The following is a 15,496-nucleotide window of genomic DNA, read 5'->3' as shown; positions in this document are numbered from 1 at the left end:
GGCGCGATGTGCTGCCGCGCTACGCATTCCCGTTGCCGAAGCTCTCGCGGGGCGGCAGCAGCGCATCGACGAAGGCGACCGGATCGAATTCGCGCAGGTCTTCGGGCTGCTCGCCGATGCCGGCATAGCGGATCGGAATGCCGAATTCGCGCGCCAGCGCGAACACCACACCGCCCTTGGCGGTGCCGTCGAGCTTGGTGACCACCAGTCCGGTGACGCCGACCGCCGCATGGAACTGGCGCAGCTGCGAAACCGCGTTCTGACCGGTGGTGCCATCGACCACGAGCAGCACTTCGTGGGGCGCGGCGGGATCGAGCTTGGCGAGCACCCGGCGGATCTTGCCAAGTTCGGCCATCAGTCCCTGTTGGGTATGCAGACGCCCGGCGGTGTCGGCGATGAGCACCTCCACGCCGCGGGCCTGGGCGGCCTGCAGCGCGTCGTAGGCGACCGATGCCGCGTCGGCGTTTTGGCCCTGGGCGATCACCGGCACCTGATGGCGCGCGCCCCAGGCCTGCAGCTGTGCCACCGCCGCGGCGCGGAACGTGTCGCCAGCCGCCAGCATCAGGCTGCGGCCTTCGTCGCGGTAGCGACGCGCCAGCTTGCCGATGGTGGTGGTCTTGCCCACGCCGTTCACGCCAACGGTGAGCAGCACGAACGGCTTCACGTCCGCCGGAAAGCGCAGCGGCACGGCGACCGGTCGCAGCATGTCGATCAGATCGGCGCGCAGCGCGCCCAGCAATGCGGCGGCGTCGCTGAACTCGCGCGCCTTCATCCGCTTGCGCAGGTCCTCGACGATCGCGGTCGACGCGGTCACGCCCACATCGGCGGTGAGCAGCGAGGTTTCGATCTCGTCGAGCAGGGCGTCGTCGAGGCGCGGATTGCCGGAGAACACGCCGCCGAAACTGCGCGCGAACAGGCTGCCGCGCAGGCGCTCGCGCCAGCCCTGACGTCCGGGCGCTGCCGCAGCCGCGGCAGGTGGAGCATCGGACGCCAGCGCGGTCGCATCGGATCCGGTGTCCTGCGCATCGATACCGCTGGGGGCATCGCTTGCGGGACGTTCTGCGGAAGGGGCGGGCGCGGCGGCGTCGGGCTTCTTGCGTCGGAACCAGCTGACCATGCGCCGGACGATGATGGAGAATGGACCGCATGGTATCACCGTGGTACGAGCGCCCAGAATGAAGCCACGCCGTTCCGGCAGCGCGGGCGCGGTGCGCATCATCGGCGGGGAATGGCGCGGGACGCGCCTGCCCGTGGCCGACCTCGATGGCCTGCGGCCCACCTCGGACCGTGTGCGCGAAACCCTGTTCAACTGGCTGCAGCCGAAGATCGCCGGCGCGCGCGTGCTGGACCTGTTCGCGGGCAGCGGTGCGCTCGGGTTCGAAGCGGCGTCGCGCGGCGCGCGCGAGGTGTTGCTGGTCGAACGGGAGCCCGGCATCGTCCGGACACTGCGCGGTACCGCAGACCGGCTGAAAGCAGGCGAGCGCGTCCACATCGTCCAGGCCGACGCGCTGGCCTGGCTGCAGGCACCGCTGCATGGACGCTTCGACCTGGTGTTCGTGGATCCGCCGTTCGATGCGGAACTGTGGCCGCGCGTGCTGGAGCGGCTGCCTCCATGGCTGGCCGATGACGCCTGGCTCTACCTGGAGACGCCGGCGCAGGGGGCGACGGCGCCTGGGCCTGCCTGGCAGCCCCACCGCGAAGGGCGCACCCGTGAGGTGCGCTACGGACTGTATCGACGCGTGCGGCCCGCCAGCGAGGCCGTTACACTCGCGCCCGACCCCACGCCGACGGCGCCAATCCCCGACGCATGAGCGCTGCCCGCACCCGTATCGCCGTTTATCCCGGCACCTTCGATCCGATCACCAACGGTCACGTCGACCTGGTCGACCGCGCCGCGCCGCTGTTCGAGCGCATGATCATCGGCGTGGCCGAAAGCCCGGCCAAGGGCCCGGCGCTACCGCTCGAGCTGCGGGTTGGGCTCGCGCGCGAGGCGCTCGCGAGATTCCCGAACGTCGAGGTCCGTGGCTTCAACTCGCTGCTCGCGCATTTCGTCGCCGAGGTCGGCGGCGGCGTGCTGCTGCGTGGACTGCGCGCGGTGTCGGATTTCGAATACGAATTCCAACTGGCCAGCATGAACCGGCATCTCATTCCGGACGTCGAGACCCTGTTCATGACGCCGGCGGAGAAATACGGCTTCATTTCATCTTCGCTGGTCCGCGAAATCTCGCGCCTGGGCGGGGACGTCTCCGCCTTCGTGCCGCCGGCAGTGGCGCGGGCATTGCAAGCCGAATGGCAGCGCGCCGACAATCGCAAGGCATAGCCAGCCCAGTCGTCACCTTTTCGCACCCACCGGGAGCCCGCAATGAACATCCTCAACCGCTTCATGCTGATCGCCTGTCTGGCACTGCCGTTCGCGGCGTGCAAGAAGGAGGAGGCGCCCAAGGAGACCGTGAAGGCGCCGATGAGCGCACCCACGACCGACGATCGCCAGGCCTGGCTCAACTACCTGCAGGACGTGGTCGGGCGCAACATGGACGGGATCCAGAACCAGCCCTTCGTGTACATGGTGCCGTCCGAATCGCTGCCGGACTTCGCCGACCAGTACGAGCGCCTGCTCGAGAAGGCCAGGATGGATGTGGCCCGCGGCATCATCTCCGGCAACCTGCTGGCCTATGGCGGACATTCCTCGACGAAAGTCGCGGACCTGGTGGTGGAATCGTTCAAGACCGTCGAGCCCAACAGCATGAAGGGCGTCAAAGTGCTGTTCATCGGCAGTGCCGCCGACAACGAGCGGGTCAAGGCCGCGGTCACGCCGGCTGGCGTGGACTACGTGTTCGTCGAGGCCAAGTAAGACGCGGGTACGCGTATCGTTTCTTCCGCCAGCGGCGGGATCCGGGCGCGACCGCCCCACAACGGTCGCGCCCCAGGCAATCGGATCGAATCCGGGGCAGGCTCTACAATGGGCGCATGTCGCTCCGGATCAACGAACTCTGCGTCAACTGTGACGTCTGCGAGCCGGTCTGCCCGAACAAGGCGATCACGCAGGGCGAAACCATCTACGTGATCGATCCGGCGCTGTGCACCGAATGCGTCGGCCATTACGACGAACCGCAGTGCGTGGCGGTGTGTCCGGTGGAATGCATCGATCCGGATCCCGAGCATCCCGAATCGCAGGAAGCGCTGCTGGCCAAGCTGCAGCGGCTGCAGGAGAACGCTGCATGAGCCAGTCAACGCGCACGGCCGGATGCGCCCGGGTCCTCGCCATCCTGCTCGTGGCGCTGCTGTTGCCGACGCTAGCGAGCGCTCGCGATACGCGTCCGGCGCAGGCTTCTGCATCTCCTCCATCGGCCAGGCCGCCCGGTGCCGCGATCGCCTCCGCGCACGCGCTCGCCACCGACGCCGGTCTCGAGACCCTGCGCGCCGGCGGCAACGCCTTCGACGCCGCGGTCACGGTGTCGTCGGTGCTGTCCGTGGTGGAACCGATCAGCTCCGGCCTGGGAGGCGGCGGGTTTTTCCTGCTGCACGACGCGAAGTCCGGGAAAGATGTCTTCGTCGACGCCCGCGAAATCGCGCCCAAGGCGGCAACGCCGGAAAAGTACCTGACCGCGGATGGCGAACTGGACGAGGACCGCGCCCAGAACGGCCCGTGGTCGGCCGGCATCCCGGGGCTGCCGGCCGGGCTGGTTCATTTGCAAACCAGGTATGGCCGGCTGAGGCTCGAGCAGACGCTGGCGCCGGCGATCCGCATCGCCCGCGACGGCTTCCCGGTGTACGCGCGATTCGCACGCGGCTATGCGGCCAAGCGCAAGGTGATGGAGCGTTATCCCGGCACGCGCGCGGTATTTCTGGCCAACGGTGCGGCGCCAACGGAAGGCGATGTATTCAGGCAGCCCGACCTGGCGCGCACGCTGGAACTGCTCGCGGAGCGCGGCTTCGATGGCTTCTACAAGGGCGATGTCGCGGAGAAGCTGGTGGCCGGCGTCAACGCGCAGGGCGGCGAATGGACCCCGGGCGAACTGGCCGGGTACCAGGTGCGCGAGCGCGAACCGGTCCGTTTCGAGTACCGCGGCTGGAACGTCACCACGGCACCGCCGTCCTCGTCGGGCGGGATCGCGCTTTCGCAGATGTTGCAGGTCCTGGAACCATGGGACCTGCACAAGCTCGATGCCGCACACCGCACCCATCTGGTGGTCGAAGCGATGCGCCGCGCCTTCCACGACCGCACCTTCTACCTGGGCGATCCCGACTTCGTCGAGGTGCCGCAGCGGCTGCTGACCAGCGCGGACTATGCGGCCGGGCTGCGCGCCACCATCCATCCGGAGAAGGCGACGCCAAGCGATCTGCTTGCCGGCACGCCGACGCCGCTGGAGGACGAGGAGACCACGCATTTCTCGATCATCGACGCCGAGGGCAATCGCGTCGCGGGCACGCAGACGGTGAACCTGCTGTTCGGTTCGGGTCTGATCCCGCCCGGCACCGGTGTCCTGCTCAACGACGAGATGGACGACTTCGCGCTCAAACCGGGTACGCCCAACGCCTTCGGCGTGATGGGCTTCGAGGCCAATGCGCCAAAGCCGGGCAAGCGGATGCTCAGCTCGATGACCCCGACCTTCATGGAATCGAAGGACAAGGTCGCGGTGCTTGGCACACCCGGCGGCAGCCGCATCATCACCATGGTCCTGCTCGGCATCCTCGGCTACGACGCGGGGCTCAGCGCGCAGGAGGTGGCCGCATTGCCGCGCTACCACCACCAGTGGCTGCCGGACGTGATCGAGGCGGAATCGGGCACGTTCACCGCCGAGGTGGCGCAGGCGCTGCAGGCCATGGGGCATGCGCTCAAGCTCCCACCGGAGGAGGCCGAAGGCGGCCGCGGCTCCAGTCACGTCTGGGGCAATCTGCAGACGGTGGAATGGGACCGGACGAACAACACCCTGCAGGGCGGCAGCGACCCGCGCAACAGCGTGGGCAAGGCGGCGGTGCTGGCGCCGCCCCGATAGACCATCGCGTCGCCGGGTAAACGCGGCTTCTGGCAACATCCGGGCGCGGCGACAGGCGGGCCGAACGTGTCCGCGCCCGACCGCAGGAACGACGATGAACCCCGATCCCCCTTCCAAACCACCTGGCGAAGGCGAGCCACCAGCCGATCGCTCCGCCGAGGCCTGGCGCAGCGCCGCGCGCGATCGCGCCGATCGCCTGCACCAGCGTCCAGCGCAGCGCGAAGAGCACAAGCCCTGGTTCCAGCAGCTTCCGGCCAAACTGGCCGGTGGAGTCGTGTTCCTGGTGGCCCTGACCACGCTGCTGGGCAATCTGCTGGAGCTGCGCGAAAAAGGCCGCGATGTGCTGCCGACGGTCGCGCCGACGCCGGCGTCCTCCGCATCGGCCGGCTCCGAATCGGCGGGCTCCGAAACGACAGGCACCGCCAGCGCGCCGGCGCCATCGGCGACTCCCAGCGGGCCGGTGCGCCTGCGCGTCGTGCTGGACCGGATCGCGGTCCAGGACGACGGCTCGCCCGGCACCACCGACTGGCGCTTCACGGTGGAGGCCGACGGCCAGCCGCTGCTGGCCTTCGAGCAGGACGATCTGGACGACGCCGGCGGCCGCAACGTCGTCCGACCGAAAGATCTGGACGCGCGGCTGCGACTACCGCCGGACAGGCCGGCGCGGCTGGCCATCAAGGGCTGGCGACTGAGCCGTTTGCGCTTGCAAGGCCAGCCGGACGCGGTAGGTGAGGGCGTCCTGCCGACCGATGGCGCGGAAGTGGCGATCCGGGTCGCGGCGCCCGAGATTTCGGGCGGTGCATTCGTGTTTTATGTTTCGGCGGATCAACAGTAATCCGTAATCGGCGTCTGGTCGTCGGCATGACCAGGACCGCGATCGTTTGCTTCGTTGTGGCGCTGATCCTCACCGGACTTGCGCTGTTGCAGTTGCGGAGCATCCGTCTCGGCCTGCCTCGCGCGAGTGGGTTGCCAGAGGCCGGATCGTGCGCATTCGTGGACGACGACGGCAGCGACGACGAAGGCGGCGAGTTGCTGCATTCGGCGAATGTCCGGTACGTCTACAACGTGGGACGCCGGGAATCCGCATCCACCCGGCTCTGCGAGGGCCCGACACGCAAACTGCGCCGTGGGGACATCACCCGTTGCGCGATGTCCCTCCTTCTGGCGGTTGCGGTGGCCGTCTGGTCCTGGTGAATCCGGTCGTCGGAGCGCAACAGGGCCCCGATGGAAGAACGTGCGTCTCCGCGTGGTCCCGGAGCGGCCCCGCAGCGGTCGTCGGGCGTAGAATCGGCGCATGAAGCTCTGGTCCATTCTCGGCAACTCGCAGAAGCTCGACGGTGGCGCCATGTACGGCAACGCACCCAGGGCGATGTGGTCGAAATGGTCTCCCGCGGACGATGCCAATCGCATCGACCTGGCCTGCCGCGCGCTGCTGGCGAGTCCGCTGAACGGCAAGACGGTGCTGTTCGAAACCGGGATCGGTGCGTTCTTCCCGCCGGACCTGCGCCAGCGCTACGGGGTGGTCGAGGATCGCCACGTCCTGCTGGACTCGCTGGCCCAAGCGGGCTTCTCGCACGAGGACATCGACGTGGTGGTGCTATCGCATCTGCATTTCGACCATGCCGGCGGATTGCTCGCGCCATGGCGCGAGGGTGCGGCGCCGCAGCTGCTGTTTCCCAATGCCACGTTCGTGGTGAGCGCCGCCGCCTGGGATCGCGCGTGCGCGCCGCATCCGCGCGACCGCGCCAGCTTCATTCCGGAACTGCCGGCGCTGCTCAAGGCGAGCGGGCGGCTGGAAATCGTCGACAGCACCCACTCGGAGGCGCTCGGCGAGGCGGTGCGCTTCCATTTCAGCGACGGGCACACCCCAGGGCTGATGCTGTCGGAGATCGTGGGGCCCGAGCGCGTGAACGGCGAATCGCATGGCGGAGTGGTGTTCTGCGCCGACCTGATCCCCGGACGACCGTGGGTGCACGTGCCTATCACGATGGGCTACGACCGCAACGCAGAGCTGTTGATCGACGAGAAGCGCGAGTTCCTGGAAGACAAGCAGGCGCGCAACGTGCATCTGTTCTTCACCCACGACCCGGGCTGCGCGCTGGCGCAGGTCACGCGCGATGCGAAGGGCCGCTTCGGCACCGCGCACGAGGTGCCCGCGCTGCACGCCAGGCCGCTGGCCGCATGAGGGCGGGCCTCGCGGCCGGGTTGCTTGCCTTCGCAGGCATCGCCGCGGCCCAGGAACCGGTACCGCAGGGCGAACCGGTCGCGGCGGAGCGGCTGCGCGACGCGGAATTCGGCGTTTCCACCCGCCAGTTCGGCCTGCAGCGCCGGGTCGAGATGTTGCAGTGGCGCAGGCAGGGCGCCGGCTACGCCAGGGTCTGGACATCGGAGCCGGTCGATTCATCGGGATTCGATGCCCGGCATGCGAACCCGGGCGGGTTCCCGATTGAAACCCGCTACTGGATCGCCCCGCGTGTCACCGTGGATGGCAGGCCGGTGGACGAGGACGTGCTCAAGGCGCTGGGGCAGTGGCGCGGCTTCAGGCCGGGATTCTCGGCCCTGCCCGGAAACCTTTCGGCCACGTTCCAGCCCGAGGGCGATGGCTTGGGTAGCGCCGAAAACCCGCTGGATCCGCAGATCGGGGACCTGCGCATTACCTGGCATGAAATGACGCTGCCGCCCCTGGCGGGCCGGGTTGCGCTGCGCAATGCGGTCTGGGTGCTGAAACCCGGTGCCGCCGTCGCGGATGCCGGTGCCGCGCCCGCTCGGGATCCGGCGTTGGCGGGGCGGGAAACCGCGCACCGCTATCTGCTCCCGGTCGGGGCCGGTGCACTGCTCGTGTTCGCGCTGCTCGCCCTGATCCGGCGGCGGCGCGGGACCAGGCGCCGGCACTGAGGCGATGGCCGAGTCCTGGGCCCTAGCCGGGCCGGGTGCCGAAGATGCGGTCGCCCGCGTCGCCCAGCCCGGGCAGGATGTAGCCACGTTCGTCCAGCCGCTCATCGACAGCGGCGGTATAGACCTCGACCTCGGGATGCGCGGCTTCCAGCGCGCGCAGGCCTTCGGGCGCGGCCACAAGGCACAGGGCCTTGATGCGGGTGCAGCCGGAGGACTTGAGCAGGTCGAGCGTCGCGATCAGGGTGCCGCCGGTGGCCAGCATCGGGTCCAGGACCAGTGCGGTGCGGTCGGCGAGGCTGCCGACGAAGTTGTCGTAATAGGGCTCCGGCGTCAGCGTGCGCTCGTTGCGGCGCATGCCGACCACGCTCACCTTGGCCGCGGGGATCATCTGCAGGACACCGGGCAGCAGGCCCAGGCCCGCGCGCAGGATCGGCACCAGGGTCAGCTTGCGTCCGTGGATGCGGCGTACCGGCACCGGACCGGCCCAGCCGGCTTCCTCGCCGTCTTCCAGCGCGAGATCTGCGGTCGCCTCGAAGGTGAGCAGCATCGCCACTTCCGCCGCCAACTCACGGAAGGTCTTGGTGCTGCTGTCGGCGCGGCGCATCAGGCCGAGCTTGTGCTGCAGCAGCGGGTGACGGCACTCGACGACTTTCATGCCGCGACTTTACCGCCCCGTGCGGACACGCGGCGATTTCCACTACGCGCGAATGAGGCGAGGCGCGCGCCGCGCGCGGGTCCCACTACGCGGCGGCGGCCTGCCGCTGGCGCGGGCCCTCGAGCAGTGCGCGCTTGACCAGGTCGAAGACCAGGTCCAGCTCCGCGCTGGTCACGGCGAAGTGCGGGGTGAAGCGCAGCGAATTCTCGCCGCCGTGGATGACGCCCAAGCCGCGTTCGCGCAGCCATTCCTCGGTCGATCCGGCGCCATAGCCCTTGAAATCGCGGGTCAGTTCGCACGAGAACAGCAGGCCGGTGCCCTGGACCTTGGTGATCAGGCCGGTCTCGGCCCGCAGCGCCTCGAGCTTGGCAATGGCTTCCTTGCCGCGTTCGCGGATATTGGTGCGCAGTTCCGGCGTGAGCAGCGCCAGCGTGGCGCAGGCCACGTCGAGTGCGCGCGGATTGCTGGTCATGGTGTTGCCGTAGGTGCCCTTGCGGTACAGGCCCGCGGCCAGTTCGCCCACGGCCAGCACCGACAGCGGGAACTGGGCGGCATTGAGCGCCTTGGAATAGGTCTCCATGTCCGGCGCTTCCTGGCCCTCGAAACCCGGATAGTCGACGATCGACAGCACGCCGTTCGCGCGCAGGCCGGCCTGGATCGAATCCACCAGGAACAGCGCGCCGTGCTCCCTGGTGAGTTCGCGCGCCGCGGCGTAGAACTCCACCGGCACGCTGCGGCCCGGATCGCCTTCGCCCATCACCGGCTCGAGGAACATCGCCTCGATGAACCAGCCGTTGCGGTCGGCATCGGCGAAGACCTGGCGCAGCGCCTCGATGTCGTACGGCGCCACGGTGAGCAGGCTGTCCTCGCCGCGATAGCTGGCCAGGTGCTGCAGATAGGTCTTGCGCGAGGAATCCGAATACAGCGCGGGCCGTTCGGTGCGCCCGTGGAAGGCGCCCTTGACCACCAGCCGCTTCACCGTGCGTCCGGCGTGGCGACCGCCCGGGTCGGTCATCAGCTTGGTGTTGACGTCGGCGATGCGCGCGGCCAGCGACACCGACTCGGAGCCGGAGTTGAGGCACATGAACTTCACGTAGGGGCAGCCGGTAGCGCGTGCATGGCCGATTTCCCTGCGCAGTGCGCGCTCGAAGCGCAGCTGCGACAAGTTGGGGGTCATGATGTTGGCCATGGCCTGCGGCCGCGCCATCGCCTCCAGCACCGCCGCGGGCGTGTGGCCGAAACCGAGCATGCCGTAGCCGCCGGTGTCGTACTGCACGGCGCCCTTGAGCGTGACCAGCCAGGGGCCGCGCGCGGCCAGGGCCACGTACGGATTCACCGCGTCCTCGGGGTAGAAATTGATGTAGCCGGCCTGCACCGCGCGCACCTGCGCGTCCTCATCCAGGTCCAGCAGATCGGCGAACTCGCCTCGGATGCGCGCGTACTCGGCCACGGCCGCGTCGATGGCGTCGACCAGGTCGGGGTGGCTGGCGGCGAAACGCTCGACGACGGCGTCGGCCAGGCCCTGGGTGCGGCGCTGGCCCGCGTGGGCGCGTAGCGGTGCGAGTTTCTCGGTAACGGTCATCGTGGCTCCCCGGCGCGTGCTGGCACGCGGCGATCAATTGGTCATCCAGCCATTATCGGGAATCTGTCGGCGTTTGGTAGGTCCGATTTGTGCGGATTTGCCTGGAATTTCGTCGATTCGACGATTATTCTCGTCCAAATGAAGCCCACACCCGCCGATGAGGCACTGCTCTCGCTGCTGCGCGAGGATGCGCGCGCCCCGACTGCCGAGATCGCACGCCGTCTGGGGCTCTCGCGGACCACGGTGCAGAGCCGGATCGACCGGCTGGAACGCGAGGGCGTGATCCAGGGCTATACCGTACGCGTCGCCGACGATCTCGAGCAGGGCCTGATCCGTGCCCACATCATGATCATGGTGCTGCCCAAGCGCATGGCCGAGGTGGTGCGCGAGCTGCGCGCGATGCCCGAGATCCGCACCCTGCAATCGGTCAGCGGCGGCTGGGACCTGATCGCGGTCGGCGTGGTGCGCAACGTGGGCGAAATGGACGAGCTGACCGACCGGATCGGGGCGATCGACGGTGTCGAACGCACCACGTCCTCGATCGTGCTGTCGACCAAGTTCGCGCGGTAGCGCATGACCGTGGGAGCGGCCAAGGCCGCTCCCACGGTGCGCCCGCCTACAATTGTCGGCCCGCGCGCGTCTGCATCCACCTCTTTTCCGTCTTGAAGAAATCCGATTTCCACTACGAGTTGCCCGAGGCGCTGATTGCGCAGGCGCCGCTGCCGGAGCGCTCGGCCAGCCGGCTGCTGGTGGTGCCGCCGGACGAGGGCGGCTTCGACGATCTGCACGTGCGCGACCTGCCGGACCTGCTGCGGGCGGGCGACCTGCTGGTGTTCAACGACACCCGGGTGATCCCGGCACGATTGTTCGGACACAAGGCCAGCGGCGGCCGGGTCGAAATCCTGATCGAGCGCCTGCTGCCGGGCAACGAGGCGCGCGCCCAGATCGGCGCCAGCAAATCGCCCAGGGCCGGAAGCCGGATCGCCCTGGATCCCGGCGGCGCCGCCGAAGTGCTCGGTCGCGACGGCGAGTTCTATCGCCTGCGCTTCGAGGTGGACGATGCGCTGGAGTCCTGGTTGCTGCGGGCAGGTCGGCTACCGCTGCCGCCCTATATCCGGCGCGAGCCCGGAGCGGACGACGCCGAGCGCTACCAGACGGTGTTCGCGCGCGAAGTGGGCGCGGTCGCGGCGCCGACCGCGGGCCTGCACTTCGACGACGCCCTGCTCGATGCGCTGCGCGAGAAAGGCATCGAGTTCGGCCACGTGACCCTGCACGTTGGCGCGGGGACGTTCCAGCCGATGCGCGTGGATGACGTGCGCGAGCACCGCATGCATAGCGAATGGATCAACGTCGGCGCCGAACTGGTTTCGCAGGTGCGCGCGGCGCGCGCCCGCGGTGCGCGCGTGATCGCGGTCGGCACCACCGTGGTGCGTGCACTGGAGTCGGCGCTGCGCGACGGCGAACTGCAGCCCTTCGCGGGCGAGACCAGCATCTTCATCTTTCCCGGCTACCGCATCGATTCGGTCGATGCGCTGCTGACCAACTTCCATCTGCCGGAAAGCACGCTGCTGATGCTGGTGTCGGCATTCGCGGGCAAGGCGCGCGTCTTCGCCGCATACGAACATGCGGTGCGCGAGCGCTACCGGTTCTTTTCGTACGGGGATGCGATGCTGCTGTTTCCGCGCCGCGATGGCTCGCAGGACCCGAGCCAATGAAGGCGTCGCAACGCGCCACAAAGACGCACCTGCGGGCTCCTCGCAGATCGCCTGCCATCGGAGCCCCATGAGCCGCATGTCGTTTCAGCTACTGGCCAGCGACGGCGCCGCACGGCGCGGTCGGCTCACGTTTCCGCGCGGCACGGTGGAAACGCCGGCGTTCATGCCGGTTGGGACCTATGGTTCGGTCAAGGGCATGCTGCCCGAACAGCTGCGCGCCCTGGGCGCGGAAATCATCCTCGGCAACACCTTCCACCTGTACCTGCGGCCGGGCCTGGAGGTAATCGAGGCCCACGGCGGCCTGCACGGTTTCACCCGCTGGGACGGGCCGATCCTGACCGATTCGGGCGGCTTCCAGGTGTTCTCGCTGGCGCACCGGCGCAAGATCAGCGAGGCCGGCGTCACCTTCGCCGCGCCCACCGACGGCAGTCAGGTGTTCCTCGGCCCCGAGGAGAGCATGCGCATCCAGCGCGTACTCGATTCGGACATCGTCATGATCTTCGACGAATGCACGCCCTATCCGGCCACCGAGGAGGTGGCACGCAAGTCGATGGAGCTTTCCCTGCGCTGGGCAGAACGCTCGAAGCGCGCGCACGAAGGCAACGACGCGGCGCTGTTCGGCATCGTCCAGGGCGGGGTGCATCCTGCACTGCGCACGCGCTCGGCCGAGGCGCTGCAGCGGATCGGATTCGACGGCTACGCCATCGGCGGACTGGCGGTGGGCGAGCCGGAGGCGGAGCGCAATGCGATGCTCGAACACTGCTGCCCGCAGCTTCCGGCCGACCGGCCACGCTATCTGATGGGAGTGGGGCGCCCGCTGGATCTGGTCGAGGCGGTGGCCCGAGGCGTGGACATGTTCGACTGCGTCATGCCCACCCGCAACGCGCGTAACGGACACTACTTCGTGCATGGCGGGGTGGTGCGGATCCGCAATGCGAAGTATGAGCGCGACCTGCGCCCGATCGAGGAAGGCTGTGGTTGTCCGACCTGCACCGGCGGCTATACCCGCGCCTATCTGCGGCACCTGGACCGCTGCAACGAGATGCTAGCGCCGATCCTGGGCACCCTGCACAACCTGTGGCACTACCAGAAGCTGATGGCGGACATGCGCGCGGCCATCGCAGCGGGAACCTTCGCCGCGTTCCGCGAGTCCTTTCTTGCCGCCCAGCGGCCCGCAGCCACGGGCTGAAACCCGCCCGCTCGGGCACTTCGGCGGCCTGGGGACGCCGCCGGCGCCGGGTCGGACGCGTCCGCACGGGCATCGGTGGCCATGCCGCATGGCATAATCGCCCGCTATTTTTCCGTGGAAATCCGCCCGATGAACCTGCTCGACCTGCTGATCGCCCCTGCCTACGCACAGGCCACCCCTTCCGCTGGTGCCGGCGGCATGATGGGCTCGCTCCTGTTCCCGATCGTGCTGATCGCGATCATGTACTTCCTCATGATCCGTCCGCAGATGAAGCGCGCCAAGGAACACCGCGCCATGCTCGAGAAACTGTCGGTGGGCGATGAGGTGATCACCAACGGCGGCATCGCGGGCACCGTGCGCACGATCGGCGAGAGTTTCATCCACGTCGAGGTCGCAAGCGGTGTGGAACTTCGTGTGCAGAAGGGCGCGGTGGCCAACGTCCTGCCCAAGGGCACCCTCAAGGCCGCCTGACCCGTCGTCGTTCCATGACCGGCGCGGCCCCGGGGCCGCGTCCTGGACCTGTCCATGCTCGAATATTCACGCGTCAAGTACTTCATCATCGCGTTCGTGCTGGCGCTCAGCGCGCTGTACGCGGTCCCCAATCTGTTCCCGCCGGATCCGGCCGTGCAGATCACCGCCAACCGCGGTGCCAAGATCGACGCTGCGCTGACGCAGCGGGTCGAAGCGGATCTGAAGAAGGTCGGCATCGCACCCAAGGCGGTGGCGATCGAGGGCGACAACCTGGTGGTGCGCCTGGCCAGCGCCGAGCAGCAGGGCCGGACCTCCGATCTGCTGCAGGACACGCTGGGCGGCAGCTACGTCTCCGCGCTGAACCTGGCCTCGACCGCGCCCGCGTGGCTCGACGCGATCGGTGCCCGGCGCATGCTCATGGGCCTGGATCTGCAGGGCGGCGTGCACTTCCTGATGGAAGTCGACCGCAAGGCGGCGCTGGACAAGCGCATGGACGCCTACGCCGAAGACCTGCGTGTGCTGCTGCGGGACAAGCGTCTGACCTACCAGTCGGTCGAACGCCGCCCGGACAACACGTTCCTGATCACCCTGGCCAAACCCGGCGACCGCGATGCCGCACGTACCGCGATCCAGACCGACCTGGCCACGGTCAGCAGTGGCGCCTCCGGCTCGGGCGTGCTCGCCAGCGGCGTGCCGATGGTCGAAGTCGAGCCGGCCGGAACCAACCAGCTGGTGATCAGGCCGGCCGAGCAGGACCTGCAGCAGATCACCGCTGGCGCGATCGAGCAGAACGTCGGCACGTTGCGCAACCGCATCAACGAGCTGGGCGTGGCCGAGCCGGTGATCCAGCGCCAGGGCGCAGAGCGGGTGGTCGTGCAGCTGCCCGGCGTGCAGGACACCGCGCAGGCCAAGCGCATCCTCGGTGCCACGGCGACGCTGGAATTCCACGGCGTGTACGAGGGCGGCGACATCCTCGATGCGGTGACCACCGGCAACGTGCCGCCCGATGCGAAGCTGTATTACCGCCAGGAACTCGGACCGGATGGCAAGCCGATTCCGATCCTGCTGAAGAAGCGGGTCATCGTGTCGGGCGAGCAGCTGGTCGGCGCGACTTCCGGCCGCGCTCCGGACGACGGCTCGCCCGCGGTCACGATCAACCTCAACGGGATCGGCGGCCAGCGCATGTTCGACTACTCGAGCGAGAACGTGAACAAGGGGCTCGCGGTGGTGTTCATCGACCGGATTCCCGAAGTGCGGATGGTCGACGGCAAGGAAGTGCGCAGCTCGCGGATCAACGAGCGCGTCATCTCGGTCGCCAACATCCGCGAACCGCTGGGCAAGACGTTCCAGACTTCGGGCCTGGAAAGCCCGAAGGAAGCGGCGGACTTGGCCCTGCTGCTGCGTGCGGGCTCGCTGGCCGCGCCGATGGACTTCGTCGAGCAGCGCGTGGTCGGTCCTAGCCTGGGCAAGGAGAACGTGGAGCGCGGCCTGCGCGCGGTGCTGTACTCGTTCGCCTTCGCGCTGGCGTTCTTCCTGATCTATTACCGCATGTTCGGCGTGATCACCTGCGTGGCGCTGCTGATCAATCTGCTGATGGTGGTCGCGGTGATGTCGTTCCTGGAGGCCACCCTGACCCTGCCTGGCTTGGCGGGCATTGCCCTGACCGTGGGCATGTCGGTGGACGCGAACGTGCTGATCAACGAACGCATACGTGAGGAACTGCGCGCCGGGGTGCCGCCGCAGACCGCCATCGCCAGCGGTTACGACAAGGCCTCGGGCACGATCGCGGACGCCAACATCACGGCCATGCTCGCGGGTATCGCGCTGTTCGCCTTCGGTACCGGCCCGGTGAAGGGCTTCGCGGTGTCGCTGATCGTCGGTATCGCCACCTCGATGTATACCGCGGTGTCGGTCTCGCGCGGTATCGCCACCCTGATTTACGGACGTCGGCGCAAGCTGAAGTCGGTCGCGATCTGACGGAGCACGACCATG

At 68.5% G+C, this 15,496-nt stretch carries 17 protein-coding genes; 14 read left to right on the top strand and 3 right to left on the bottom strand.

Annotated elements, in window-relative coordinates; translation table 11 throughout:
• Nucleotides 1–19: 19 nt before the first annotated feature.
• Nucleotides 20–1,327, bottom strand: coding sequence for a signal recognition particle-docking protein FtsY (gene ftsY, locus MC375_RS16220; RefSeq protein ID WP_242104640.1), 1,308 nt, complete (start codon nucleotides 1,325–1,327; stop codon nucleotides 20–22).
• Between ftsY and rsmD the strand changes: the two genes are divergently transcribed.
• The 9 genes from rsmD (at nucleotide 1,209) to MC375_RS16175 (ending at nucleotide 7,892) form a co-directional block, all read left to right on the top strand.
• Complete coding sequence (gene rsmD, locus MC375_RS16215) at nucleotides 1,209–1,811, top strand: 16S rRNA (guanine(966)-N(2))-methyltransferase RsmD (RefSeq protein WP_242104457.1); 603 nt, start codon at nucleotides 1,209–1,211, stop codon at nucleotides 1,809–1,811. The two genes, ftsY and rsmD, sit on opposite strands and share 119 nt — an antisense overlap.
• The gene (gene coaD, locus MC375_RS16210) at nucleotides 1,808–2,320 is read left to right on the top strand and encodes a pantetheine-phosphate adenylyltransferase (RefSeq protein WP_242104456.1); all 513 of its coding nucleotides are present in this window, start codon (nucleotides 1,808–1,810) and stop codon (nucleotides 2,318–2,320) included. The genes rsmD and coaD overlap by 4 nt, the downstream gene beginning before the upstream one ends.
• Nucleotides 2,321–2,362: 42 nt before the next feature.
• Nucleotides 2,363–2,851, top strand: coding sequence for a hypothetical protein (locus MC375_RS16205; protein ID WP_242104455.1), 489 nt, complete (start codon nucleotides 2,363–2,365; stop codon nucleotides 2,849–2,851).
• A 116-nt stretch (nucleotides 2,852–2,967) separates the two neighbouring features.
• The gene (locus MC375_RS16200) at nucleotides 2,968–3,222 is read left to right on the top strand and encodes a YfhL family 4Fe-4S dicluster ferredoxin (RefSeq protein ID WP_242104454.1); all 255 of its coding nucleotides are present in this window, start codon (nucleotides 2,968–2,970) and stop codon (nucleotides 3,220–3,222) included.
• Entirely contained in the window at nucleotides 3,219–4,997 is a 1,779-nt protein-coding gene (gene ggt / locus MC375_RS16195; RefSeq protein ID WP_242104453.1) for a gamma-glutamyltransferase, read from the top strand. Before MC375_RS16200 ends, ggt begins: the two co-directional genes overlap by 4 nt.
• A gap of 94 nt (nucleotides 4,998–5,091) precedes the next feature.
• Nucleotides 5,092–5,832 (top strand): VirK family protein, encoded by a 741-nt coding sequence (locus MC375_RS16190; protein ID WP_242104452.1) that lies wholly within the window; start codon nucleotides 5,092–5,094, stop codon nucleotides 5,830–5,832.
• A gap of 26 nt (nucleotides 5,833–5,858) precedes the next feature.
• A complete protein-coding gene (locus tag MC375_RS16185) occupies nucleotides 5,859–6,191 on the top strand; it encodes a hypothetical protein (RefSeq protein ID WP_242104451.1) in 333 nt (110 codons plus the stop codon).
• Between the two features lie 100 nt (nucleotides 6,192–6,291).
• A complete protein-coding gene (locus tag MC375_RS16180) occupies nucleotides 6,292–7,182 on the top strand; it encodes an MBL fold metallo-hydrolase (protein WP_242104450.1) in 891 nt (296 codons plus the stop codon).
• Nucleotides 7,179–7,892, top strand: coding sequence for a TMEM43 family protein (locus MC375_RS16175; RefSeq protein ID WP_242104449.1), 714 nt, complete (start codon nucleotides 7,179–7,181; stop codon nucleotides 7,890–7,892). The genes MC375_RS16180 and MC375_RS16175 overlap by 4 nt, the downstream gene beginning before the upstream one ends.
• A 22-nt stretch (nucleotides 7,893–7,914) precedes the next feature.
• On the opposite strand, the gene upp is transcribed toward MC375_RS16175, so the two are convergent.
• Both upp and MC375_RS16165 read right to left on the bottom strand, forming a co-directional pair.
• Entirely contained in the window at nucleotides 7,915–8,547 is a 633-nt protein-coding gene (upp, locus tag MC375_RS16170) for a uracil phosphoribosyltransferase (protein ID WP_242104448.1), read from the bottom strand.
• 85 nt (nucleotides 8,548–8,632) lie between these two features.
• Complete coding sequence (locus MC375_RS16165) at nucleotides 8,633–10,129, bottom strand: aminotransferase class III-fold pyridoxal phosphate-dependent enzyme (protein ID WP_242104447.1); 1,497 nt, start codon at nucleotides 10,127–10,129, stop codon at nucleotides 8,633–8,635.
• A gap of 138 nt (nucleotides 10,130–10,267) precedes the next feature.
• Here MC375_RS16165 and MC375_RS16160 point away from each other — a divergent pair, with 138 nt between their 5' ends.
• From MC375_RS16160 to secD, 5 genes are all read left to right on the top strand, one after another.
• Entirely contained in the window at nucleotides 10,268–10,699 is a 432-nt protein-coding gene (locus MC375_RS16160) for an Lrp/AsnC family transcriptional regulator (protein ID WP_242104446.1), read from the top strand.
• A gap of 92 nt (nucleotides 10,700–10,791) precedes the next feature.
• A complete protein-coding gene (gene queA / locus MC375_RS16155) occupies nucleotides 10,792–11,844 on the top strand; it encodes a tRNA preQ1(34) S-adenosylmethionine ribosyltransferase-isomerase QueA (RefSeq protein ID WP_242104445.1) in 1,053 nt (350 codons plus the stop codon).
• 67 nt (nucleotides 11,845–11,911) lie between these two features.
• Nucleotides 11,912–13,033: a tRNA guanosine(34) transglycosylase Tgt gene (gene tgt, locus MC375_RS16150; protein WP_242104444.1), complete on the top strand. Its 1,122-nt coding sequence runs from the start codon at nucleotides 11,912–11,914 to the stop codon at nucleotides 13,031–13,033.
• Between the two features lie 129 nt (nucleotides 13,034–13,162).
• Complete coding sequence (gene yajC / locus MC375_RS16145; protein WP_242104639.1) at nucleotides 13,163–13,504, top strand: preprotein translocase subunit YajC; 342 nt, start codon at nucleotides 13,163–13,165, stop codon at nucleotides 13,502–13,504.
• Between the two features lie 54 nt (nucleotides 13,505–13,558).
• On the top strand, nucleotides 13,559–15,481 hold the full coding sequence (gene secD, locus MC375_RS16140; protein WP_242104443.1) for a protein translocase subunit SecD: 1,923 nt from the start codon (nucleotides 13,559–13,561) through the stop codon (nucleotides 15,479–15,481).
• The last annotated feature ends 15 nt before the right edge of the window (nucleotides 15,482–15,496 follow it).

It is taken from the genome of Lysobacter sp. M2-1 (assembly GCF_022662495.1).
Lineage (GTDB): Bacteria > Pseudomonadota > Gammaproteobacteria > Xanthomonadales > Xanthomonadaceae > JAKPBU01.
This window is presented reverse-complemented; position numbering and strand designations above follow the sequence as displayed.